16 protein-coding genes are annotated in these 23,443 nt (G+C 39.6%); 9 read left to right on the top strand and 7 right to left on the bottom strand.

Annotated features, from left to right (window positions below; genetic code table 11):
- Window positions 1–70: 70 nt before the first annotated feature.
- From K2F45_RS03675 to K2F45_RS03645, 7 genes are all read right to left on the bottom strand, one after another.
- Window positions 71–388 (bottom strand): hypothetical protein, encoded by a 318-nt coding sequence (locus K2F45_RS03675; RefSeq protein WP_075991010.1) that lies wholly within the window; start codon window positions 386–388, stop codon window positions 71–73.
- A 124-nt stretch (window positions 389–512) separates the two neighbouring features.
- On the bottom strand, window positions 513–884 hold the full coding sequence (locus K2F45_RS03670; protein WP_075991009.1) for a hypothetical protein: 372 nt from the start codon (window positions 882–884) through the stop codon (window positions 513–515).
- Window positions 885–1,015: 131 nt separating this feature from the next.
- Complete coding sequence (locus tag K2F45_RS03665; protein WP_075991008.1) at window positions 1,016–1,765, bottom strand: hypothetical protein; 750 nt, start codon at window positions 1,763–1,765, stop codon at window positions 1,016–1,018.
- A 15-nt stretch (window positions 1,766–1,780) separates the two neighbouring features.
- Window positions 1,781–2,434: a hypothetical protein gene (locus tag K2F45_RS03660; protein WP_075991007.1), complete on the bottom strand. Its 654-nt coding sequence runs from the start codon at window positions 2,432–2,434 to the stop codon at window positions 1,781–1,783.
- Window positions 2,418–3,107 carry a hypothetical protein gene (locus K2F45_RS03655; RefSeq protein WP_248933018.1) on the bottom strand — a complete coding sequence of 230 codons (690 nt, stop codon included), beginning with the start codon at window positions 3,105–3,107 and terminating at the stop codon, window positions 2,418–2,420. Before K2F45_RS03655 ends, K2F45_RS03660 begins: the two co-directional genes overlap by 17 nt.
- A 16-nt stretch (window positions 3,108–3,123) precedes the next feature.
- A complete protein-coding gene (locus K2F45_RS03650; protein ID WP_248933017.1) occupies window positions 3,124–6,621 on the bottom strand; it encodes a DEAD/DEAH box helicase in 3,498 nt (1,165 codons plus the stop codon).
- Window positions 6,618–8,360, bottom strand: coding sequence for a hypothetical protein (locus K2F45_RS03645; protein WP_075991004.1), 1,743 nt, complete (start codon window positions 8,358–8,360; stop codon window positions 6,618–6,620). The genes K2F45_RS03650 and K2F45_RS03645 overlap by 4 nt, the downstream gene beginning before the upstream one ends.
- 575 nt (window positions 8,361–8,935) lie before the next feature.
- Here K2F45_RS03645 and K2F45_RS03640 point away from each other — a divergent pair.
- From K2F45_RS03640 to K2F45_RS03600, 9 genes are all read left to right on the top strand, one after another.
- Window positions 8,936–10,006: a S41 family peptidase gene (locus K2F45_RS03640; RefSeq protein ID WP_075991003.1), complete on the top strand. Its 1,071-nt coding sequence runs from the start codon at window positions 8,936–8,938 to the stop codon at window positions 10,004–10,006.
- 34 nt (window positions 10,007–10,040) lie between these two features.
- The gene (locus K2F45_RS03635) at window positions 10,041–11,132 is read left to right on the top strand and encodes a DKNYY domain-containing protein (RefSeq protein ID WP_075991002.1); all 1,092 of its coding nucleotides are present in this window, start codon (window positions 10,041–10,043) and stop codon (window positions 11,130–11,132) included.
- A gap of 325 nt (window positions 11,133–11,457) precedes the next feature.
- Window positions 11,458–12,921: a hypothetical protein gene (locus K2F45_RS03630; protein WP_083663481.1), complete on the top strand. Its 1,464-nt coding sequence runs from the start codon at window positions 11,458–11,460 to the stop codon at window positions 12,919–12,921.
- A 127-nt stretch (window positions 12,922–13,048) separates the two neighbouring features.
- A complete protein-coding gene (locus K2F45_RS03625) occupies window positions 13,049–13,576 on the top strand; it encodes an RNA polymerase sigma-70 factor (protein WP_075991001.1) in 528 nt (175 codons plus the stop codon).
- A gap of 96 nt (window positions 13,577–13,672) precedes the next feature.
- On the top strand, window positions 13,673–14,620 hold the full coding sequence (locus tag K2F45_RS03620) for a FecR family protein (protein WP_248933016.1): 948 nt from the start codon (window positions 13,673–13,675) through the stop codon (window positions 14,618–14,620).
- Between the two features lie 67 nt (window positions 14,621–14,687).
- A complete protein-coding gene (locus K2F45_RS03615; protein ID WP_237241960.1) occupies window positions 14,688–18,032 on the top strand; it encodes a SusC/RagA family TonB-linked outer membrane protein in 3,345 nt (1,114 codons plus the stop codon).
- A gap of 51 nt (window positions 18,033–18,083) precedes the next feature.
- Window positions 18,084–19,604 (top strand): RagB/SusD family nutrient uptake outer membrane protein, encoded by a 1,521-nt coding sequence (locus K2F45_RS03610; protein WP_075994630.1) that lies wholly within the window; start codon window positions 18,084–18,086, stop codon window positions 19,602–19,604.
- Window positions 19,598–21,451 carry an alkaline phosphatase gene (locus tag K2F45_RS03605; RefSeq protein WP_075990998.1) on the top strand — a complete coding sequence of 618 codons (1,854 nt, stop codon included), beginning with the start codon at window positions 19,598–19,600 and terminating at the stop codon, window positions 21,449–21,451. Before K2F45_RS03610 ends, K2F45_RS03605 begins: the two co-directional genes overlap by 7 nt.
- A 167-nt stretch (window positions 21,452–21,618) precedes the next feature.
- Complete coding sequence (locus tag K2F45_RS03600) at window positions 21,619–23,412, top strand: alpha-L-fucosidase (RefSeq protein ID WP_237241958.1); 1,794 nt, start codon at window positions 21,619–21,621, stop codon at window positions 23,410–23,412.
- Window positions 23,413–23,443: the final 31 nt, after the last annotated feature.

The following is a 23,443-nucleotide window of genomic DNA, read 5'->3' as shown; positions in this document are numbered from 1 at the left end:
AACAGTTTTTAACTAAACCGAGTTAGCATGTCATGAAAGCTTAACAAAAGGATAACAATATACCTAAGATTTATTTCCTAAGATTCCTGCTAACAAAGCTATAAATCAATAAAATCAGAAGATATAAAGTAGCAGAAAAAAGAATATTGCCGATCAATTTTAGAGGTTCAAATTCATGGTATCCAACCTGCTCATTAAGATCTGGGCTATAGCCGCTTCCTTCCCTATAAAATGTCCAGGGAAATCCTATTGTCAAGTTGCCGTCAACGTCAAGTTGATTATGATAGAAACAAGCTGTCAAAATAGCAAAAACACCAATAGTACCAATAAAAACTTTACATAATACTGGTACTAATGATGTTTTTCGTTGTTCAGGTTTTGCATGCATGATTAAATATAGCAATTCATTTTGATTGCATGTTATAATCACTATCGTTAGCCAATTAATGACGAGTTAGGTTTAAACATTTTGATCGTCGTATTTTACAAGGTTGATCAAACTTAACATAAAGTTACGCTATATCGTCCCCTTCATCTTCTTTCATAATACTATGAATACGATCCTCTAAAACTTTTTTGTGCCAGGCATCCAACAGTAGTCTTGTATTTCCGATCAGATCATCTCCACCAGTCTCCATCATTTTCACCCACTCTTCTGCAAATTCCCTATATTCAACAATACTGTTTTCGGACTGTGTATATTGGATCAAATATTCCATCGCAAATAGATTAGCCCAGCGATTGGGTTGTATTGGATCACACATATACTCTGCAATGTCAATTTTATCAATAAATTCCTGTACAACTTCTTCCGGTGTGAAATTGAACAGATCGCAGAACTGTTTAAATGCTGTTGTCAATTTAATATTTTCGAATGTTTCCATTATTTATTTAATTTAAGAAGTCATCATTTTTTTTATCCTAGTTACCTCTATTTAACCGCTGTAAGATTACGCCATCTTCATCAAAAGACAGGTTGTTTCCCAAACTTTCCAAAGGTTGTTTATAACTCAAATTAGTCCTCCTTAGTTTCCAAAAGATTATCTAGCCAGACGTGATAAAGTGCAACTCTTTGATCAAGATCCCGATAGAAAAAATATCGTTTATTGAGTTCCTGCAAATCCATTATAAATCGTTTAAAAAAAGATGTATTACGATATTCCCAATCAATAAGGCCGCCATAACCGTCAAGGACACGATGAATAAATCCCAAAACTGGATTATAAGTCGCTTTATCGAGGTGCATTGCTGCTAAAAAATCAGGTGTTGATGCCTGCAGCATCATGGTATTGATATAATGCGATGGATGAACGGAATTCATAATGCAAGTCAGCAGAAAATCCTTACTCAATTTAAAGTATATGTTTTCATCTAAATAAATTCGATCTTTAAGCATTACCTTTTTAGCAAAAAGATCATAAAGCTGCGCAGTAATAATACGCCCTCTATTTCTGCGTTCGCCGGTACTATAATTTCTATTGACTGCTAATTTTACCTGACGTCGCAATAATTTTATCCCAACATCCCTGTCATTATCTTTGAATTCGATCTTCAAACGATTATGGTCTTTAGGAATTTTATCGTTGATAAAACGTATAGCCCTAGTCACAATATTATAGCTTGAATTATCTTTAAAATTTTGATCTATAAAAGAGTAATGATCCAAAAACAATTGGATAAAAGCTGGTACAGCGATACCAAAAAGCTCACATATTAACCGAAAATTTCGTGGTACCTTTAAAGGTACTCCAATTATATCTTCCATATTTTTTAATATTTTTTATTTATGTGCGATATAGCGGAAGCCAAAACTCTTGGCTTTAGTTTTCCGCAGCGGTGCACTCCCTTTCTTTCCTACGAACACGCCAATTTCATGCATCAAGCTTTTTATGCAAATTTTTTCTCCCAGATACTTTTCCGCATAACGCCATAGTTCAAGCGGTGTTCTATATTTCTTAAAATAATCCATCTCGATAAGCTTACCCAAAACGATTTCCACTACCATGCAATCGCATGCGAACTGTTCAGCTTGGGCTGAATCTTCTACCCTGATTTCCTCCATTAATTGAAAAAAAGTCATGGTTTCAACGGAATTGATAAAATATTCCATTTGATAGTATCGAATAGCCTTTTCTTCCCAAATCGTCAACTCAAACTGATAGCTAGATTTATTGTCAAATCTACTGATATCTATACCCCTACGATTAAATACCCAACTGAGATGCACCATAACTTCAAGATTTCCGGCCGGAATTTTAAGTTCTTCCATTTCCTTAACATAGGTTTGCTCTTGTCCCATTAAGAAAGCCATTTCTTCACGGGTAAAACCGCAGCTGATCCGATTTAATATCAGGAGATAAATAATACCCGCATAGTACATGGAAAATTCTGCGCGAAATCTCTCTCTGCCAATATCATTAATTAAATTTTGCATGCTCCTCCTTTCTATCAACCGGATAAAAAGAATACCTTCCTTCTACATTTCTGACGACCAACCTGTTTTGCTGAATGAGTCCATACAGCACATTTTTCAAATGCCTTGGATAAATCTGGAGATGAACCTGTCCCGTTTCCTTAACTTTCCGAAACAGTTGCCAAGGAGCTGCACCATGCCCAAAGAATTCCAGATCCAATAGCCCTTCAATCTTTTGGCGCACATGTAACATCGCATCCGATTCAAGCTGGACATCTTTTTCAGCTTTCCATTCCTCAAATTGCAATGCAATTGAAGACTTTTTTTGCGAGACAAACTGCCAAGGAATTTCGATAGAATAATGCCACCTGACCTCGTCCTCTTCAATATGAAGACGGACGAGACGTTCTTCGGTAACTTCATATCTTTCGCGATGGAATTCCATCGGTTCAATGCATGAGCTCATGTATATTCGATCCAGCAAGATCGATTCCTGGGTCAAAAAACTTCGTACCTGATACATTTTTTCAAAGTCTAAATATGCATGATCAGGTCTACCAACCAAGAACGACAGTTCTTCAGGTCTCCAGCCCTTTTCTATTCTCCGTTTTAGATAGGTGTACCATAGTTGAAAATCGTGCGAAAACATCATTCCCCTATAGGATGCTTTTTGTGGAGATACTTTTTTGATCATTATAGTGTACAATTGGTTATTCAAATAGTTTAAGCAGCTCATCTTTACTGATCGATTTCATTAGATTAGCCTCATCTAAAATCAGTCCTTCGGATATTCGTTTTTTACTTTCTTGAAGGGCTAAGATGTGCTCCTCAACGGAATCCCGACAAACAATCTTATAAGCCATCACATGCTTTTCTTGCCCTATTCGATAACAACGATCTATCGCCTGTGCTTCGGCAGCAGGATTCCACCAGGGATCCAAAATATAGACATAGTCGGCAGCCGTTAGATTTAAGCCGGTTCCTCCCGCTTTAAGGCTAATGAGAAACACACGGCATTCGTCCTCGTTCTGAAATCTTTCGACCGCATTTTGCCGCTGATCTTGATTCATCTTACCATCAAGGTAGACATAAGCTATTCCCTTATTTTCGATTCGTTGAGCCACCAGCTTAAGCATGGAAGTATACGCCGAAAAGAGAAGAATCTTATGATTTGGAGCTACTTCATCCATGATCTCATCAATAAAATCCAATTTAATAGATTCATGACCGAAGCCGCCATCTTTCATCAGAATGGGGGAGTTGCAAAGCTGCCGTAGTTTTTGCAGCGCCTCGATCGCTAAAAATTTGGATTTCGTGGAATCAGCGCTATTCAGATTATTTTCAATCTCTCCCTTGAATATTTTTCTGACCTTATCGTATATTTTCCTTTGCTCTGGAAGCATATCCATATAGAGAATTGTTTCGGTCTTTTCAGGAAGGTCCAAAGCAACCTGTTTTTTTGTACGCCGAAGAATAAAAGGTTGGATCATCTTTTGGAGGCTAGAAGTCGTCTCTTGAACCATATCTACCTCTTTGACACCCTTATATGCCTTGTTAAAATTTCGATAATCTCCAAAGAAACCAGGATTAACTAAAGACATTTGCGCATAAATATCTTGTATACCGTTTTCAACTGGCGTTCCTGTCATCGCTACACGGTAATCGGCCTTAACCATTGACAGCACCTCAAAACGCTTCGAATTACGGTTCTTGACGGCTTGGGATTCGTCCATAATCAGATAGCTAAAGTCTAAACTGGTTAAATACGCCGCATCAGTCAACATCGTTCCATATGTCGTAAGAACTACAGTGCCTTCCTCTTCAAAAATAAATGCTTCCCGGTGTTTCCCATGATAGATTTCTATTTTTCGATAGGGGGCGAACTTTTTATATTCATTTTCCCAATTGAACAAAAGAGAGTTCGGGACAACCACTAAAGCAGATTTTCCTGTAGAATGCTGTTGATAAAAGTATTCCAGCACTGTTATAATCTGCAATGTTTTCCCTAAACCCATATCATCAGCCAAAAGGCCGCCCCACTGAAATTCATTCAAAAAAGTGAGCCAGCTAAAACCTACCTGCTGATAAGGTCGTAATTGCGCTTTTAAGCTTCTAGGGATTTCCAAAAGAGGGATTTCATCCAAAGCTGCGAGTTTTTCACGACGTTCCCGAATACTGTCCTGAATAATTTTTTTATCTATTTTATCCAAAACCTTCTGCATAGACACAAGTTGAATTGTATTTAAAACAAAACAATCTTCTTCTCTTCTTCCTCCTAAAAACAGTGGCCTAAAGATTTCTCGGTCAGCGCGGCGTATAATGCCAAAAGTCCCATCAGTAAGAGTAAAAACTTTATCTGTTCCCATAATCAAATCCTCGAATTCATCCATTGAAATTGTTTGTCTTCCAAATTTCGGCCCCAGTAGAATTGAACATAAATTATTTTCCAGACGGATGTTACGGACAATACAATTTAGAGGGAAAGGATAGTATGCGCTACCTTGCTGAAGATGGTCAATTTCTAACGAAATTTCATTGAGAGAGCAGCTGTCCATGAAATCAAATAGCCAAGTGGTATTTTCAATTTCTTTCAAAGGAATCAACCAGTTATTTTCTAATGTTGTCTCCTTAAGAATCGGATGTTGTGTTTTAACAAATTCCTGAAAAACCTTTTCTTCGAGCTTATTCCTTTCAAAATACGCCAATTGATTCAGTCTCTCCTCTAAAATCAAGTTGCTACTGGAGTTCAACAAAAATCTACCCTCTTTCTCATATTCGACAAAAGCCGCTATACAAAGGAATTGGTCAATTACAGAAATAGTAGCTATTTTTTTAAACGGCTTAAAGACTTGAGGAATTGTCATATTTTCCCCTAGCCTATTTAAGATGACAAGCTCCGCTATTTTTGATAGGGGTATCAGATAATCGTTCAAGAAGGTATGATAATTCTCTTTAAAGACAGTCAATCTATATTTCCATTGTCTAAACTTTTGCAATACTCCAGCCTGGGTCAGATTATCAATAAATAAAATTTCCTCGTTAGATATTTTCAGAAAGAAACAATTTTCATCCCCCAAAAACTCAGGACAATCTATTAGCTGGTTTCTGTAATAGAGACAAATTCGCATTTTCAGATATTGATCCTGATCATCAATTTCGACTTTGAGCTGCAAATTCCCCCGTGCTTTAGTTAATGTAGCGGCACCCAGCACGCTCGAATTTTTCAAATTAATCTGATGTGCAAATCGATAGCGTTTAAATGTTTGGGCAAAACGTAATTTAATTGGAAACGGAGGATCCTCCAGTAAATCACGCCATATCTGTATAATTTCCCATTGTTTCCGCTCGAAGTAGTTGATATCTTCACTGATTAGATCCTTCTTCTCTTCCCGAAGTATTTTATCTTCATAAAGGAGGGCGGCAAATCGACGACTGAACAATTCCAGATACTGATCATAAGAATTTAAAGACATCTTCAAGTTACTTTCGTCCAATAGATAAGAGTGCGAAAAGGAACGAGAGCGTTTAAATTTATAATGAAAAGGAAAAAAAACAGGCAGACCAAAAGCGGAAAAATTTATTGTAACAAAAAAACATACTTCATCGTTTCGCTTTAAATCGAGATATCCTTCCAAGTTACGTGCAGGCAGACGAAGTCCATTCTCATAATCATTAGTAGCTAAACGATAAAATCGTCCATATTCATTATTCATTTCTACAGTTAACTCCGCATAAGAATAGTTCTCACAGACCTTAAATGGCACGATCTTTTTCTTCCATGGTGGCAAATTGTTGATTTCAGCCCGATATAGGCCCTTTAAATAATTTGGGCAACTATCCAGTAATTTATTCGATAACAGGGTTGCTTCGTGTACGCAAAGCCCTGCTACATCGTCGCTACAAGAACAATTAATGCTGAGGTGTTCCGTAGTCAGCTCGACTTTAACCGTAGTACCCGAGAACTTTTTTAACTTAAGTTCATATTTCGGTGGATACGGTCGGACCTGAATAACAATATTCTCTCGTTCCATAAATGGAATCTCATCATCAGCATAATATTTGCTCAGGTAGCGCGGAGTCATTCTCCCTATAAATCCATCTTCCCAAGGAATTACAAGAGGTTCACTAGAATTTCTTTTTGGAAGTATTTTTTCGACTGAATGGATCTTAGCATCCGTCGTAATGCAGTTAAAGCCAATTCCTATCATATCACTTCGTTTAATTTAGCCTCCGATTTCAGCTCCATATACCGTATGCTCTGATCACAGAGATCGACAAAGAAATCTGTAATTTCTTTTGCTTTTGACCTAAAGTAATCCATATCAAGCTGAGCTAATTGTGAAGGAAGCTCATAGATCCGCCCTTTCATCTGTTTTAATAACTCTGCATTCAATATTTCTTCCACATCCCCTCTGGCTGTAAAAAATTCCTTCACCTTTTTATCACAGATACAGGTCCAGTCCACCAGATCGGCTATAGTCACATTCATCGGGGCATACCCAATTCGTAGGTAGAGATAACTGTATAGTCCAATTGAAGTCAATTGATTTAAAAATAATACAGCCAATTGTGAACTAGCAAGTCCTTCAAAAGCAAATACACCTAGCAGATCCTGCATGAGTTTTGAATTGCGTGTCCATGAAATGGATGTCTTAAACAATGTATCATGCCAATTGATCGGAGAAACGGGATATGTTGGTTTATAACTCGGACGACGGTAAACAACAACAGATTCATTCCAGATAGTATGGGAGAAACGGCTGCCCAGATCCAGTTTTGTTGCCAGGAAATCTGTGCTCATAAAAGCTACAACTGCAGTAACTCGACCATAAACGATTTTTCGAAAGTGACAGTGACCTATTTTCTTTTTTATTACGACAAGGTAGATTTCTGCCTTTTCATTTTCCACTGCAGGAAAATGAAAAAGTCCTTTTCCATGCGCATCGCTGACGTAATAATTGAGCAGCATCATTTGTTCGGGATTATTCTCCTGACGAATCTGAGCCAGCACATGAAGTATATCTGCCTCATACCGATCCGGCCAAGGAAATGCATGAAACTGCGAGGCCGCGGCATTCGATAATGTAGTCTCCTTCGCCGCCAGATTACCTACTGCAACTTCGACGTTTTTATTTGCGACTTTTTGTTCCACTATTGCCAACAATTTTTCATAGCCGGTTTTAAGGCCTTCCATAAAACTCAAGTACAGCTGTTCAATCGTATGAAGAACAAACTTGCAATGCTCATAAAGCCAGGAGGCATCAAAGGCGGAAATTTCGAGGTCCTTATTTTGTTTCACCGCATCAAAGGCACTGTCCAATAATCTAAAACGTTTCTTTTCTTCCTCATCCTTTCCGACAAGGGACTCCCTTAACATGGAAAAATGTTCATTGAGGCTTTTAATTCTGTTGCTAACATGATGTACATTATTGGCTTTTCCGTCAATCATTAGCTGTAAAAAACGCAAATGGTTTTCCATACTTTGATGTAACATAAATACAGCCCTTTGATAGTTCCCCTGCTGACCAAATGTTTCAGCCCCCTGTAGGAATCCCGCTGAAATAGGCAAGAGCTTCTGGTAATATTCATCAGCTATTTCTAGAACACTTTTTAGCTCTTTCGCTTGAAGGGGTGGGTTCTTTTTGTTACCAGCCTGATGAACGGTATTTTCAGGTAGGGAGGCATAGGAATAATACAGGCTGCCCACTTTGACTTTACTGAGCATTTCAGCAATTGGCACCAGCTCAAAGGAAATATTCTTCTGATCCATTAAACATAACTCCACGATAGGCTTTAATACCTTCGGTGAAAGCCCGCTCACATGCTTGAGTGCGAGAAGCAAATGATAATGCTCCTGACCGAGAAACTGATATTTAAAAAGATAGGCACGATCGAGATCCATACGCTGAGAAAGCCGATCGATAATTAATTGGCTATTAATTTCCATACTAAATGATTTAAGATTAAAAATTTGGCACAATAAATTACTCCAACAGATCAGACTGTTACAGATCATTATTGCAAATAATCAATACTTTATTGTAAAAAAAACAGTATTACAACCAAGGAGACTAAAGAGGGGGTAACACATTACTACATATAGACGTTCGCCCCTTGGCTTTTCAGGAAATACCAGCATTTAAATCAACATGTATTCAAATCATTCATTTAGCGAAAAAGTGTTTCCCCGTCGCTGGCAATATAGACAGAGAAAACACTTTGTTTTCCCATTAAAAGAAAAACAAAATAGAATACATAAATATAGTTTATATATACAAATATATAAATAAACAAAACCAAATCAAAATATTATTTATCATTAAAGTTTTAAATAAAGGATACGGGCCTGTACATAGACACACGACCATTTATTTCCGGCTTTTACAAATTATAAATATATGCTACGAATTGTAAACAACTCACGAATCAATTATATATTTCTACTATTTTTAGGCTATTCAATTTTTAAGCATCAGAAAATACGCTATTTCTTAAATTGCATTAATTTTAACAACCATATCCATGACCAATACCAAATTATTCCTCATCTTTTGTCTTGTTTTCTTTGTTCGACCAATATATGGTCAAACCACCTGCAACTGCTCACAGGCACTTAAGCAATTAATTGTAAAAATAGAGAGCGAGTACCCTGGTTTTCCAGAAAAAACCAAGCAGAATAAGGACCTGTATCAAGCTAAAAAAAATATATTGACGAAGAAAAGCTTGCTGGTTTCAAATGGGAGCTGTATGCGACTTTTGCAGGAATATCTTGACTTCTTCCAGGATGAACACATTGTCTTAGCTGATCTTTCCAAAAAGAAAAATGCTCCACAGACAAGTACCGAAACCCCAAAGGCAGAACCAGAAGAGGAAATAAGTTCAAAATCGATCAGTCCCGATATATTTTATATTAAGATCTCAAGCTTCGGGTACGAAAACATAGCCCCTTTCAAAGAGCTGATCGAAAAAAACAAAGAAAAGATCGAAAGCAGTAAAGGACTTATTATAGATGTACGAAACAACGGCGGTGGAACGGACGATGTATACCAGCCCCTATTGCCCTATATCTTAACTAACCCGATCCGGATTATGAGTGTTGAGTTTTTTGCGACACAGACCTTAGTCAATGGGTTGCGTGATTATGCCATCAAGAATATCAAGCAGGATTCTCTGAATGAAGTAAAAAGAATTGACGAAGATCTGCGGGAATACAGGGAGAATATCGGAAAATTTGTACTGTATGGTGACGAGAAGGTGATCATAGATACGATTGTCCTTAATAAAAAAAGTCCGCAACAGGTCATTATCCTAGCCAATAGAAATGTAGCCAGTTCAGCGGAGAATTTTTTATTCAGTTCCCGCCAGAGCAAAAAAGTAAAAATCATGGGAACCCCGAGTATGGGCGCCCTTGACTATGGCTCTATACGTGAGTTCAAATTTGGTTGCGACAACTACCAGCTCCTTTTGCCAACCTACCGATCTACCCGTTTACCGCAATATCCGATTGACAATATAGGTATACAGCCCGATATCTATCTGGATGAATCTATTACAGACTGGATCGATTTTGCGGTGCGTTACATCAATGAATAAGCAATAATTGCGATAAAGTATAACGTTGGCGAGTATGAAAAATATCTTAAAAATGGGAATAATAAGTGCTTTGATAGGTCTGCTCTTTTCCTGCAAAGAGCAAGTGAGTCCTTTGTCTGAAGATTACTACAAAAAGAGCGGTGCGATTTATTTTATACCGGGCGGAAACGGCTTTGAACGAGGTTCGAGAAAGATGGTTGCCGATCTGGCAAGTTTTGCTGTGATCAAAGAGGTCTATGCCCGCGATAAAGATCACGTCTATTTTATGGGATGCCCGCAAGAGCTGGTCGATGTAAAGACATTTCAACTGAAAAACAACATTCCAATCGATCAGGAGCATGTATTCAAGTTTGAAGGTTTTGCTTCGGCAACTTCAACGTGTAGCCAAAATCAGCTCACCATTATCGAAAGAGCAGATCCTGCAACTTATACAACATTATATCATCAACTTCCAGCACTAGCTAAAGATAAAGCACATTACTTTTATAGGTATCAACCGCTGAACGTCGACTATGCTTCATTCAACGTAGTTAACAGTAATTTTGTAAAAGATAAAAATCAGCTTTTCGTAGTAACAGACAAAGCGATTCTTCCGCTCCACTATAAAACAGAGAACGTTAAGGCTCTCAATATAGCCTATCTACTACTGAATGACCGAATACTGCTCTACTACGAGCCTTATCAAAACATCGGTATACTGGAGATCGAACTTCCTTCATCAAACAACATAAAATTCCTTAATGATAAGACAGTAATCATTGACCAATTGGTGATTATCTCGGGTAAGCAATTTGAATATGCAGCGGTCGATGCCGAAAGTTTCGAGCTATTGGAAGGGGCAAATGGAAAAGTCCTTTGGTCGCGCGACAAAAATCATGTCTATTACGAGCAACAATTATTTGCCGAAGCAGATCCGAAAACCTTCGAGGTTCTCAAGTTCGCTGTAGCAAAAGACGCGAACCACATTTTCATTGGAAATAAAATATTCAATGGCCCTGATGTAAAAAGCTTCAGAAAGGTTGACAAGTCGCGAGTAAACCATGATTTCGAAGATGACCGGGGCAACAAATACTGGTACCAAACCAACAAAGGGGAGGTTATTTTGGTGCCGGTTACTAAAAAGTGATCACACTAATCGGCTCAACCCCAAAATTAGCGCTGCTCCTTCCCGATATCATCTGTCCAATCAGCGGTCAATATTACACGCCAACAGGCTATAACTTACAATATACGGTATTCCATTTCACTTTCATTACACTAAATCACCCCTGATTGCCGCCACGATAATCACTGAAATCGGCTATTTTTCTAAAGCTTGTTTTCCACTACTTTAGCTTCGAAACCAACGCGTTTCAGCGCGTGTACGATTCGCATTCGGGCTCGATCAACGAGAGCAATTGCAATAACATGCGAGCTGCAAACAAGTAGGTCCAATTTATAGAAAAAAAAGAATGATCAAATCATTATTGCTAAGTATAACAGCTATGCTATGTATCACAGCATGTGCACAGGAATCCGCCATAATCACAAAAAATGACCGGGTTAAGTGGATTCCCTATCAAACCAAAAACAAGCAGTTTGTCTATGTCGACAGCGCATTCCATAAGAAGCTATCCCAAGAGTTCCATTGGGCTCAGCCTTTCACGTCCACAGGATACGCACTGGTAGCCAATGAAAAGGATCAAACGGGGATCATTAACAGCAAAGGTGAATTTATCGAACATTATTCCGACGTAGATTTACAGCTCTTAGACCTCGAACAGCTGACTCTCGTAATGAAACGTCAGGAATATGAAAAGAAATTGCCCTTCTGGAAATGGGACTGGAATATCCTAAGCAGTTATATCAAGAAAACAGCTACTTATGTTAAGCTTGAAATACGGGTATTGGAAAGTAATCAGGTCTTGCTGAAAAAAGATATTCCTTACGATGAGAACGAGTATAACCTTGCAACTTACCCCTTAGACAACAAGCATATGATTCTCAACGGGAACCTATATCTGCTAAAAGATCAAAAACTTAAGCAAATAGAAGAACACATTGAAATGCCCTTGGAAAACGGACGTTATATTCCAGCATCAACAAACAGTTTTGCTATCCTTGATATCAAAAGCAAAAAACCGGTTTTATCCGCTTTGACGGGCATTGACAAAATAGACCTTCTTTGGAAAAATGAGACCATACAGCTCGATTCCATCAATCAGGAGCGCTACAGCCCAACAATCCCAAAACTACTAAAGGACAATAATACAGGGAGTATATATGCCTTTCCACAATACGACAAAGCTTTTCCAAAACAAATTAGACAAGCCAATGCGACACAGATTGCCTTTCTAAAAGAAATATCCTTAGTTTATTCGGTGACTAATTCGCCCTATTTTATTCTGGGCAGATTTAACTACGATCATGCGATCTGGGCTTATGATTGGTTATATATAGATAAAGATGGCAACTTATTGGACACCATCAAAGCCCCGAATTTCTATATCCTGGATCAGGTGGGTAATTTGGTCTGGCCAGACAAACACATGTTACTCACCTCGAATGCCATGGAAAAGAATTGGAAAACCGGAAAAATAAAATACGTCGATTCATCAGAAGATCTTTATTTAATTGATGTAAAACGAGGTGATCTGGAACCTACAAAAGGACTATGGAATTCAAGTGCAAAGACTTGGGATATAAACCCCGATTTCGAACATATTGAAACCTTAGATGGTAAACGACAAATCTTCGCATTACAGGAGTATAAAGATGGCCGCTATACTTTATACAACAATAAGACAAAACAACGAATCGGCAACAAAAGCTACATGACCATCAATCCCAACGGTTGGGTACAACCTAGAAATGAGCAGAATCGGCACGAGGGCTATTTTATTGACATTGCTACGGGCGAGGAGTATAAAGAATAAAAATATACCGCTCAATTTCAGCTCAAATTGCCAAGATTAATTTATAACAGACAAAATATACTCTTTAAGATTTATTAACTTTAAAGGAATACTGAGTTATTAGCTTTGTCCAATTAAAACTGATCTTGTGAGCGAATTATTGATAGCATCATTAAAGCGAGGTGACCACTTTGCCATGGAACAGATTTTTAATCTGTATTGGGAAGCCATATTTGATGCAGCTTTTAAGAAAATAGGTGACGAAAATGTGGCTCAGGACATTACCCAGGAAATCTTCATTTCGCTGTGGGAAAACCGTGAACAGGTCATCATATCTGGTGGCCTTGCAGCCTATCTACATGGGGCTGTAAAATTCAAAGTAATCAACCATTTTCGGAATACGACAGTTAAAGATGGACACAAAGCCGAACTAGCGACTTTAATGAACCAACAATATGCGGATTCAGCGGACGACCTGCTGATCCTAAAAGATGCGCAGCAAAAAGTTGAAGAAGCGTTGATGCAGCTTCCCGAACGTATGCGACTGGTCGTCACAATGAGCCGCAAGCAAGAAAAATCAATCAAGGAAATTGCGAGCGAGCTGAATGTATCGGTACAAACCGTCAAGAATCAAATTACCTCGGCCATGAAACTGCTCAAAAAAAGCCTCTCTTAGGCAGTTCCTACATTTTTTTGAGTGTTAACAATAAATTAATATACTCCTAATATTTTCGACTAGTACCAATTCCCATTTGAAGTGACATGTATTCAAATGATGGAAGAAAAAGCAAAGCAGCTACTGCAAAAATATTTAAATGGAGAGGCCAGCGCCGCCGAGATTAAACAAGTCGAAGATTGGTACGCCCAACTGGATAACGCATCAAAAAAAATTCCGCAGGAACGCAAAGCTGCCTTGCGCGAACAATTATTGGCCAATATCCAGTCCGGTATTTCAGAAAAGGAAAGTAAACGACCTTCCCTGCTGTATTCTCCTGTATTCAAAATAGCGGCCGCTATTTTAGTGATTGCTTCCATAGGACTTCTTTATTGGAAAGTAAATAATCAACCTATCGCACCATCTGCGCAGATCGTCACAACAACCCTTGCAGGTGAACATAAAAAGATTGTATTGGCAGATGGTTCGGAAATTATCATGGAACCATCTTCAAAAATCAGCTATCCAAGTAAATTCAGGGGAAATATCCGCGAAATAGCACTTACTGAAGGGGAAGCTTTCTTTGATATTGCCCACGACGAGCAACACCCATTTCAGGTACAGCTTGCATCCAAGCTAGCGGTTAAAGTATTGGGTACCTCCTTTCGGATAAAAGCCTATCAGGCTTCCGACCAAGTCGAAGTCACCGTTGCTACCGGTAAGGTTGCGGTACAGCAACAAGATAAAATCTTGGGTATATTAACCAAAAACCAAAGTCTACGTTACAGCAAGGAGACCGCACAATCTTCGCGTAGCGTAGTAGAAAAAAATACAGCTGTCGCCATAGCATTTGATGGAACAAACCTCCAAGAGGTCGCAAAAAAACTGGAATATATCTACAACATTGAAATTATCTTAAAGGATACATCGCTTAGATCTCTAAAAACAACAGCCACATTCAATAGCACACAAAATCCAGCAGAAATACTGGATATTATCTGCAGCCTGCATCACCTTAAGTACAGTACGATTGAAAAGGATAAAGTATTTAAAATCCACAAATAATGTCTAAAAATTTACCTAAAACATCTTAGTCACCATGCGTAATTCATTACCTAATTATTACAAAAAAATGAAAACACCTGCATTCAAGAGAGAATTCTCTTTTTACCGGATCATGAAGTATCCCTGCATCGCATTTTCGATTACTTCAGTATTCTGCAGTTCATTGATGGCCTCCCCAAGCATGGCCCAACGTTTGGACAAAAGCAGCGTAAACATCAAAATAAGCAAGGGCGAAAAACTCGATGTGATTCTCCACAAAATCGAAAGTCTTTCGGGCCTTCATTTTGTTTACAATCCCGATCTATTGCAAGAACGGAACACAGTCTTAAGCGGCAGCTTTAAAACTGAACCCGTTCGCTCCCTCTTGAATAAGCTTGGAATCAATGCAGTGGAAAAAGAGGACTATGTGATCCTGAACACGCAAGCAAACATCAAGGCAGACCGAATCCTTACCGGTTTTGTAAGAGATACAACAGGGGCTGCAATTGCGGGTGTTTCTGTAAAAGTAGTAGGTACGCAGGTTGGGACCACAACAGATATAAAAGGTGCATTCCGTATCGAAGCAGGACCGCAAGCCGTACTTTCCTTTTCGATGGTCGGATTCCATTCTAAAGATGTTTCTGTTGGTGAAAATGAAGTTATAAATGTAACGCTAAGCGAAGAGCGTTCGACCTTATCAGAAGTTGTTGTAGTGGGATATGGAACCCAGAAAAAAGAAACATTAACAGGTGCTGTCAGCTTGGTATCACTTGACAAATTATCGTCTAGATCTGTCAACAGTGTTGGCGAAGTATTGGCCGGTAAATCACCAGGTGTTATTGTTACGAATGAAGGTGGTGACCCAACTGCAACGCCACGTATCAATATCAGAGGCGCCGGTGGTATCAATGGCGAAAGTGTACTCTACGTTATTGACGGTTCAATTTTCCTAGGCACCCCACAGCTCAATCCAAACGATATCGAATCCATTTCGGTCCTTAAAGACGCATCGGCAGCGATCTATGGAGCGAGAGCCTCCGGAGGTGTGGTATTGATCACCACTAAAAAAGGAAAAAAAGGACAGATGCAAATTAGCGTTGATGCCAAGTTAGGTCAACAAAGTGCATGGCGAAAATTACAGCCTTTAAATGCCGAACAACGTGCACAAGTAGCTGCAACAGCCGCTCAAAATGGTGGAACAACTATCCTACCTGCTTTTGATCCGACCAAATACCCTGAAGGTTTAGTCACCAAAACAAACTGGATGGATGAAGTTTTTAGAAACGCGACACTACAGGATTACAATGCTGCAATTAATGGTGGTAGCGAAAAGTCTAACTTTTACCTGAGTTTTAATTACCGCAACGCCGAGGGTATTGTATTGAATACCAAAACCCAGCGCTATAATTTCCGTATAAATTCAGAACATCAACTTACCCCTTGGTTGAAAGTTGGTGAAAACTTATCCTATAGCAGTACCAATGGGAATGGTGCCAATACCAGCAGTGACTATACAGGAGCCTTACTTTCCGCCATTTATTATCCAACCAATGGGACCCCTTACAATGCAGATGGAAGTTTTGCTGGTCTACCGGGTCCATTCCCTGGCGATTACGGTGATATCATTAACCCCGTTGCCGAACTGATGCGCATCGACATCAACAATCCGGTCAATGTCCTTGTTGTCAATCCTTATGCTAGCATCCAATTGGCAAAAGGCTTAACATTCAGATCTAATTTAAGTATTACTAAATCGAATGCTCGATTTAAAAGCTTTACACCAAGACGTCCTGAAATAGGTAAACCGGTTTTGAGCAATAGTCTAGTTGAACGAGCTGATGATGCAAATGATATCCTTGCAGAACAAGTTTTAAATTACAAAACTTCTTTCGACAAGCATCAACTTGACCTAACTGGTGGTTATACCTTTCAAAAAACAAAGAACACCTATCTATATACTTCCGGAGCAGGTTTTGACGATGAGTCCAAACAATACCGTTATTTAACAAATGCGAATACCATTCAACCTTCGGAAAGTGGCTATGCTTCAACAGCAATATCATCGCTATTCTTAAGAGCAAACTACAGTTATAACGACAAGTATTTACTATCGTTAATTGGTAGACGAGATGGTTCATCCATGTTGACAAAAGAAAATAGATTTAAAAACTACGCTTCTGCTTCAGCAGGATGGGTAATCAGTAAAGAAGAGTTTTTAAAATCAGCAACCTGGTTAGATCAATTAAAATTACGCGGTAGCTATGGTATTTTAGGTAATCTCGGTAGTTTGTCAGCTGCAGCTGTTAACCCGCTACTAGCATCGACACAAAGTTATTTCGGCCAAACACCGACCTTACAAAAAGGATACGTACAAACGATTTTGGCCAACAAGAACCTCACTTGGGCAGAAAGTAAGCAGACCAATATAGGTGTAGATTTGGGAATTTTCAACCATTTTAACTTAGTCGCCGATTACTTTATTAAGGAAACAAATAAAATGATCCTGACCAGATCACTACCAGGTACAGCAGGTTTAAATAGTCAAACGATCAACGCGGGTTTAGTCAAAGACAGAGGAATTGAGCTGGGATTAACGTACAATAGTTCAAAAAATTCCGACTTTACTTATTCCATCAACGCAACCTTAACCAAATTAAATAACAAGGTTGAAGAATTAGCACCGGGCTTGAACACCATTGCTGTGGGTACTAATTTCAGAAATGAGTTAGCCCCACTCTCTATTACCGTCGGTCAACCGCTTTACAGCTACTATGTACTAAAAACAGATGGTATCTTTCAGAGCCAGGCCGAAGCTGATAATTACAAAAATGCCAATGGACAAAAAATTCAGCCTAATGCAAAAGCGGGAGATTTCAAATTTGTAGATATCGATGGCAATGGTTCAATCGGACCTGAAGATCGTTATTTTGCGGGCAGTGCATATCCAGATTTCTCCTATGGATTGAGCTTTAATGCGAATTATAAGGATTTTGATTTTAATATTTTTGCTCAGGGCGTTCAAGGCAACAAGCTTTTCAACGCTATCAAAAGAACAACGTATAGTGCGAGTGGACCTTCTTACAATAAGTTAACGGGCATTTTGGACGCCTGGTCTCCAGAAAATCCAAATGGTAAAGTGCCGATCATCTCCACTTCAGATGCAAATGGCAATTTCAATGCGTCAGATTTTTACATCGAAAATGGTTCCTACCTCCGCATTCGTAATGTTACATTAGGCTATACCTTACCAAAATCAATTGCAAACAAATTTAAGATGGGCAACGTACGTGTTTATGCAACGGCCAACAACCTATTTACCATTACGAAATATACAGGTTTTGACCCAGAAATTGGAATGGATAACAATGGTCTCGACGTGGGACGTTACCCACAAGCCCGAAGCTTTATTGTTGGTTTAAATGTCAATTTTTAATCTAAAAAAAGCCGATGATTTATACTCATCAGCCATTAAAAAAATAAAACGATGAAAACGAATATAAAATACCTTGCAATAGCAGCAGTCGCACTTTTTGCATCGTGCAATAAACAGTTAGATATAACACCAGAGGGTTCTCCCTCCGCACAGAATTTCTGGAAAACGGAACAAGATGCGATCAAAGCAGAAGCCGGAATGTACGAAAAGTACAATGAAGAGGATTATTACGGTCGTGGGATGTTTTGGTTTATTAATGCCAGTGACGACATGGTGACAGGACGTAACAAGCCCGAAGCCGACAATATTAAAAACTTCAACCGCAATTACATCGGTGGTGGTTATACCGAATCTCAATGGAGCATGCGTTATGCGATTATAAAAAGGGCCAACGATATTATTATCAATGTTCCCAATATAAGCATGGATGAAGCGCGAAAAAAACAGATCATTGGCGATGCCTATTTCAATGCAGGTTTGGTTTATTTTCAATTGGCGGCAAACTATGGTAACGACAAGGCGGGTGTGCCTATTGTTACGCCTGAAACAGATGCTTCTGTTCCTGTAGCTAGAGCCAACAACGTTAACGAAAACTACGATTACATCATTTCACTACTATTAAAAGCGGCCGACAACCTTCCTTATTTTTCTGAAATGAAGGATACCGATTATGGTAAAGCGCACAAAACAGCTGCGTGGGCCTATTTATCAAAAGTATATCTGTACAAAAAAGATTATACCAATGCTGCGAAGTACGCGGATATGGTGATCAGTTCGGGCAAACATGATTTATTGACCAATTTTGTGGATGTGTTTAAGGCGGCTAACAACTGGTCCAAAGAATATATTTGGTCGGTGGTCTGTACGCCAAATGGTGGCGGTACTGGCTGGGGCAGCAAACTTCCGGGTGTTATGCTGACCAATAAAGCTTGGGGAATCTACAACGGCTGGGGCTACTATCTACCGACAAAAGAACTTTACGATTCTTTTGAAACAGGTGACTTGCGTCGTGAAGCAACAATCTTGAAACCAGGGGATAAGTTCCAGTTTTTTGGCGAAGAACGTACATTTACAAAAGACGGTGGTGCGACTTCGAACTACCAGTTCAAAAAGTACATGGAACCATTTTCATACGCCAACCCTATTCCAACACACGTTAATCCAAATGGCGACAACGGAACAACAGACCTCAATGTACCATTGATGCGTTATGCCGAAGTATTATTGATTAAAGCTGAGGCCGCCATTAATTTAAATGGGGCTGGAGCCGGTGATACTGAATTAAATAAAATTAGGAAGAGAGCTGGTTTAATAGCAAAAAGCGGAATGACTCTTGTAGACCTAAAACGCGAGCGCCGCAATGAGCTTGCTGGCGAATGGGCAGACCGTCACCGTGATTTGGTCAGATGGGGCGATGCGCAAGCTACCTATGCCAAACCTTTACACGATTTCGATGGTGCTGTAATTTGGCCGGCTAGAAATTTCAATCCGCAAGTACATGATGTTTGGGCAGTTCCACAACGCGAGATCGACAACAGTTCCGGCGTCATTAAACAGAATGCAGGATGGTAAAAAACAATAAATTAATGTGGCTGCTCTTTGCCAGCCTAAGCATTCAGTCAGTTTCTGCACAACAGAAACTGACTGCCAATGCAGGTCACAGCCACAATGATTACAAACAGCAAATCCCGCTGTTGGAGGCTTACTATGCTGGAATGGGCTCTATCGAAGCGGACGTCTTCTATCGCAATGGAGAGCTTTACGTCGCCCATGAAAGCAGCGAAATCAAACCAGGGAAGACGTTAAAAAAACTTTACATCGACCCTTTAATTGCTTTCTTTAAGGAGAACGGCAATAAACCTTATGCCAAACCTGAGCAGACCTTACAGCTCGTGATTGATATCAAAGAAAATTACGAACAGGTATTGTCTAAATTGTTGGCCGATTTGAAGGGCAACGAATCTATATTCGACCAGCAGAAAAATCCTTCCGCCATTAAAATTGTCGTCAGCGGTGAAATCCCGCCGCCGGAAAAGTTCGACAATTATCCATCGATGATTTATTTTGATGGCCGGCCGGAAAAAGATTATACGCCGGCACAGCTCAAACATATTGGGATGATCAGTCAGGATATTAAGCAGTATTCTGTCTGGAATGGCAAAGGGACGCCTACTCCACCCGACCTTGAAAAGATGAAATCTGTGATAGACAAAGCGCATAAATTGGGTAAACCTTTTCGTTTCTGGGCAACCAAAGACAGTCCCAATAGTTGGAAAGAACTTGGTCACATGGGGGTAGACTGGATCAATACAGACCATCCTACTGCGCTTAAGAATTTCTATTTAAACAACGCTAAAGTCGAATACGCAAATCCAAAGGCCTACGTTCCCTATCAGCCAACCTATAAAAATGATGGTGCAACGAGCAAGGTTAAGAACGTTATTTTACTTATTGGTGATGGAATGGGCTTGGCTCAAATACAAGCGGGTTTAAGTGCCAATTTTGGTCAGTCCAATATCATCAATATGAAACATATTGGTCTTTCACGCACCGAGGCATCCAATTCGGATTTTACCGACTCCGCTGCGGGCGGGACAGCTTTGGCTACTGGACATAAAACCAATAACCGTTACATTGGCATGGATGCTGACGGTAAATTGTTGAGCGCTATTCCCGACACACTTGCTCAACACGGGATCAAAAGTGGTATCATCAGTGCGGGAGATATTACAGATGCCACTCCAGCTGCATTTTACGCACATCAGATCGATCGAACAATGTCACAGGAAATTGCGGCAGATTTCAAAAATAGCCATGTGGATATCTTAGTTGGATCCCGTCGCGAAAGCTTCCTCAACAACAAGGATAACACGCTGATGAAGCAACTGACCGAAAAAGGATATCAGCTTCAGCAAAATTTAGACGACTTTGAAAAAGCGACATCGGGCAAACAGTTGGTGCTCCTAGCTGATTCTGCGACAAGAAGAATCCTCGATGGACGAGGAGAAATGTTAAAAAATTCCCTCTCAAAAACGATTCAGCTTTTGTCTAAAAATAAAAATGGCTTCTTTATCATGGCCGAGGGTGCACAAATCGACTATGGAGCCCATGCCAACGATCTTCCCTATGTTGTTACCGAGCAACATGACTTTGATCAGCTTGTCGGGGAAGCCCTAAAATTTGCGGACCAAGATGGTGAAACACTAGTCATTGTCACTGCAGATCACGAAACTGGTGGACTTTCCCTATTGGATGCCAATTATAAAAAGGGAACTGTTAGAGGCAATTTCAGTAGCGATGACCATACCAATATTATGGTACCTGTCTTTGCTTACGGACCAGGTGCGCAAAATTTTATTGGCATTTACAACAATACAGCCGTTTTTAAAAAGATTATCCAAGCCTATAACTTGAAATAATCGCTTTAAAGTTTTCATACAACATGAAACCCCTTAGTTTAAATACGAGGGGTTTTCACTTTTTCACCGACTACATTCCATAGTTTACAACCACTCCAAAATCCAATTTCAGGATTGATGTTCGATTTTTTGCCTATCTTGTAAGTCAAAAAAACAGAACAACCTTTATGATACCATCAATCAAGCGACTACTGATTTTGTCATTATTGCTATTCAGTATTTCGGCCCAACTATTTGCACAAACTTCTGAAAAAGCCTCTTGGTTTAAAGATGCCCGCTTTGGCATGTTCATTCATTGGGGACTATACAGTGCGGCTGAAGGCATGTGGAAGGGTGAACCTTTACGTTATATGAATAACTATGCCGAGTGGTTAAGATATCGCAACCGCGTTTCCAAAGAAGAGTACGGTACTTTGGCAAAACGTTTCGACTGGAGTAAAATAGATCCTGAGCAATGGGTTCTTCTAGCAAAAGAGGCTGGGATGAAATATATCATCATCACCGCCAAACATCATGATGGTGTTGCCCTTTGGGACACAAAAGTTGGTGATTATAGCCTCCCAAAATTGAGTGGTTCCAATCGGGATGTCATCAAAGATATCGCAGAGGCCTGTAGAAAGCACGGTATGAAATTAGGTTTTTACTATTCCCATTGGATTGACTGGGAACATCCATACGGCTGGAATCATCAACAGGAGCTGTCGGGACATGTTACCGATGCCCAATACAATCAATATTGGCAGGAGAAAGTTATCCCTCAACTTCGCGAACTGATGACCAACTATGGCGACATTGCATTGATATGGTTCGACATGTGGATCCCTTATCAAAAGTCGATCATAAAAAAAGAACAATTACTGCAAGTTGTCAAACTGATCCGTGAACTACAGCCTAATTGCTTGATTAATTCACGTCTAGGTCTTCCTACGGATGCGGAGAACGTGGATTTTGAGACATTAGGAGATAACCAATTTGGCAGCAATTACATTAACCATCCATGGGAAACCCCTGGGACGATTGCCCATTCATGGGGTTACAACGGTCAGGAGAATGAATGGAAATCAACCAGTCAAATTTTCCAATCGTTGATCTCCAATGTAAGTCTCAACGGGGGCTTCACCTTAAATATCGGGCCACGTGCCAATGGAACAGTTCCCTACGAAAGTGTCAGTCGTCTGCACGAAGTCGGAGATTGGCTAAACAGTTATGGAGAGGGCATCTATGGCAGCACCGGCCTTGATCTAAAAAACAACCATTTCGATTGGGGTTACCTCACGACCAAAAAAGAAGGGCAAAAAACAGTCGTATATGCGCACGTCTTTAATTGGCCCTTAGATCATACACTTCGGATTACAGGAATCAAATCGACCCCAGAACAGGTTTCACTGATGAACGGAAGTGTATCTACGGCGCTAAAATTTGATCAAAGTCTCAGTCTAATCCATATCCAATTACCTGACGCGCAACCTGATCATTATGTTTCAGAAGTTAAATTGACTTTTAACAGCCCGCTAGAATTGGACAAAAATACAATCCCGGAATCAACCTTTGGTGGCTTTTCGTTGAAATCAACCAATAGCCTCAACCAAGGACTCAAAATTGTACGCTATAACGGCAAAAATCCAACGCATGCGATCCTGACGGGTGATACGAAGATCGATTGGGAGGTAACCATCCCTGAAGCAGGCGTCTACTCACTCGATTTTTCAGCACATAATCCCAATAAACAAAACAGTGTTTTTGAAGTCAGTACTGCCAATCAGCGGTTGCAAGGAAGTTTTGCTCCTACAAACAAAATGGTGGTCGAGCCCAATGAAAACAACTACACAGCAGAATTTGTCGAAAACCGCATCGGCAAATTTAAATTCGATAAGCCCGGAAAATATATCGTAACCTTTAAAAGTAAAGAACTACAGCCACTTTGGTTTAACTGGATTTGGCTCGAAAAAATGAAGAATTAAACATAAGTTCCTCGGTACAGAACATGTAAAA

The organism is Sphingobacterium siyangense (assembly GCF_023277505.1).
Taxonomy (GTDB): domain Bacteria; phylum Bacteroidota; class Bacteroidia; order Sphingobacteriales; family Sphingobacteriaceae; genus Sphingobacterium; species Sphingobacterium siyangense.
This window is presented reverse-complemented; position numbering and strand designations above follow the sequence as displayed.

Excerpts from the sequence above, each read along its gene's own strand:
- K2F45_RS03615 (WP_237241960.1), top strand. The coding sequence starts at position 14,688 with ATGAAAACACCTGCATTCAAGAGAGAATTCTCTTTTTACCGGATCATG.
- K2F45_RS03640 (WP_075991003.1), top strand. The coding sequence starts at position 8,936 with ATGACCAATACCAAATTATTCCTCATCTTTTGTCTTGTTTTCTTTGTT.
- K2F45_RS03635 (WP_075991002.1), top strand. The coding sequence starts at position 10,041 with ATGAAAAATATCTTAAAAATGGGAATAATAAGTGCTTTGATAGGTCTG.
- K2F45_RS03620 (WP_248933016.1), top strand. The coding sequence starts at position 13,673 with ATGATGGAAGAAAAAGCAAAGCAGCTACTGCAAAAATATTTAAATGGA.
- K2F45_RS03610 (WP_075994630.1), top strand. The coding sequence starts at position 18,084 with ATGAAAACGAATATAAAATACCTTGCAATAGCAGCAGTCGCACTTTTT.
- K2F45_RS03650 (WP_248933017.1), bottom strand. The coding sequence starts at position 6,621 with ATGATAGGAATTGGCTTTAACTGCATTACGACGGATGCTAAGATCCAT.
- K2F45_RS03670 (WP_075991009.1), bottom strand. The coding sequence starts at position 884 with ATGGAAACATTCGAAAATATTAAATTGACAACAGCATTTAAACAGTTC.
- K2F45_RS03605 (WP_075990998.1), top strand. The coding sequence starts at position 19,598 with ATGGTAAAAAACAATAAATTAATGTGGCTGCTCTTTGCCAGCCTAAGC.
- K2F45_RS03665 (WP_075991008.1), bottom strand. The coding sequence starts at position 1,765 with ATGGAAGATATAATTGGAGTACCTTTAAAGGTACCACGAAATTTTCGG.
- K2F45_RS03660 (WP_075991007.1), bottom strand. The coding sequence starts at position 2,434 with ATGCAAAATTTAATTAATGATATTGGCAGAGAGAGATTTCGCGCAGAA.
- K2F45_RS03675 (WP_075991010.1), bottom strand. The coding sequence starts at position 388 with ATGCATGCAAAACCTGAACAACGAAAAACATCATTAGTACCAGTATTA.
- K2F45_RS03630 (WP_083663481.1), top strand. The coding sequence starts at position 11,458 with ATGATCAAATCATTATTGCTAAGTATAACAGCTATGCTATGTATCACA.
- K2F45_RS03600 (WP_237241958.1), top strand. The coding sequence starts at position 21,619 with ATGATACCATCAATCAAGCGACTACTGATTTTGTCATTATTGCTATTC.
- K2F45_RS03655 (WP_248933018.1), bottom strand. The coding sequence starts at position 3,107 with ATGATCAAAAAAGTATCTCCACAAAAAGCATCCTATAGGGGAATGATG.
- K2F45_RS03645 (WP_075991004.1), bottom strand. The coding sequence starts at position 8,360 with ATGGAAATTAATAGCCAATTAATTATCGATCGGCTTTCTCAGCGTATG.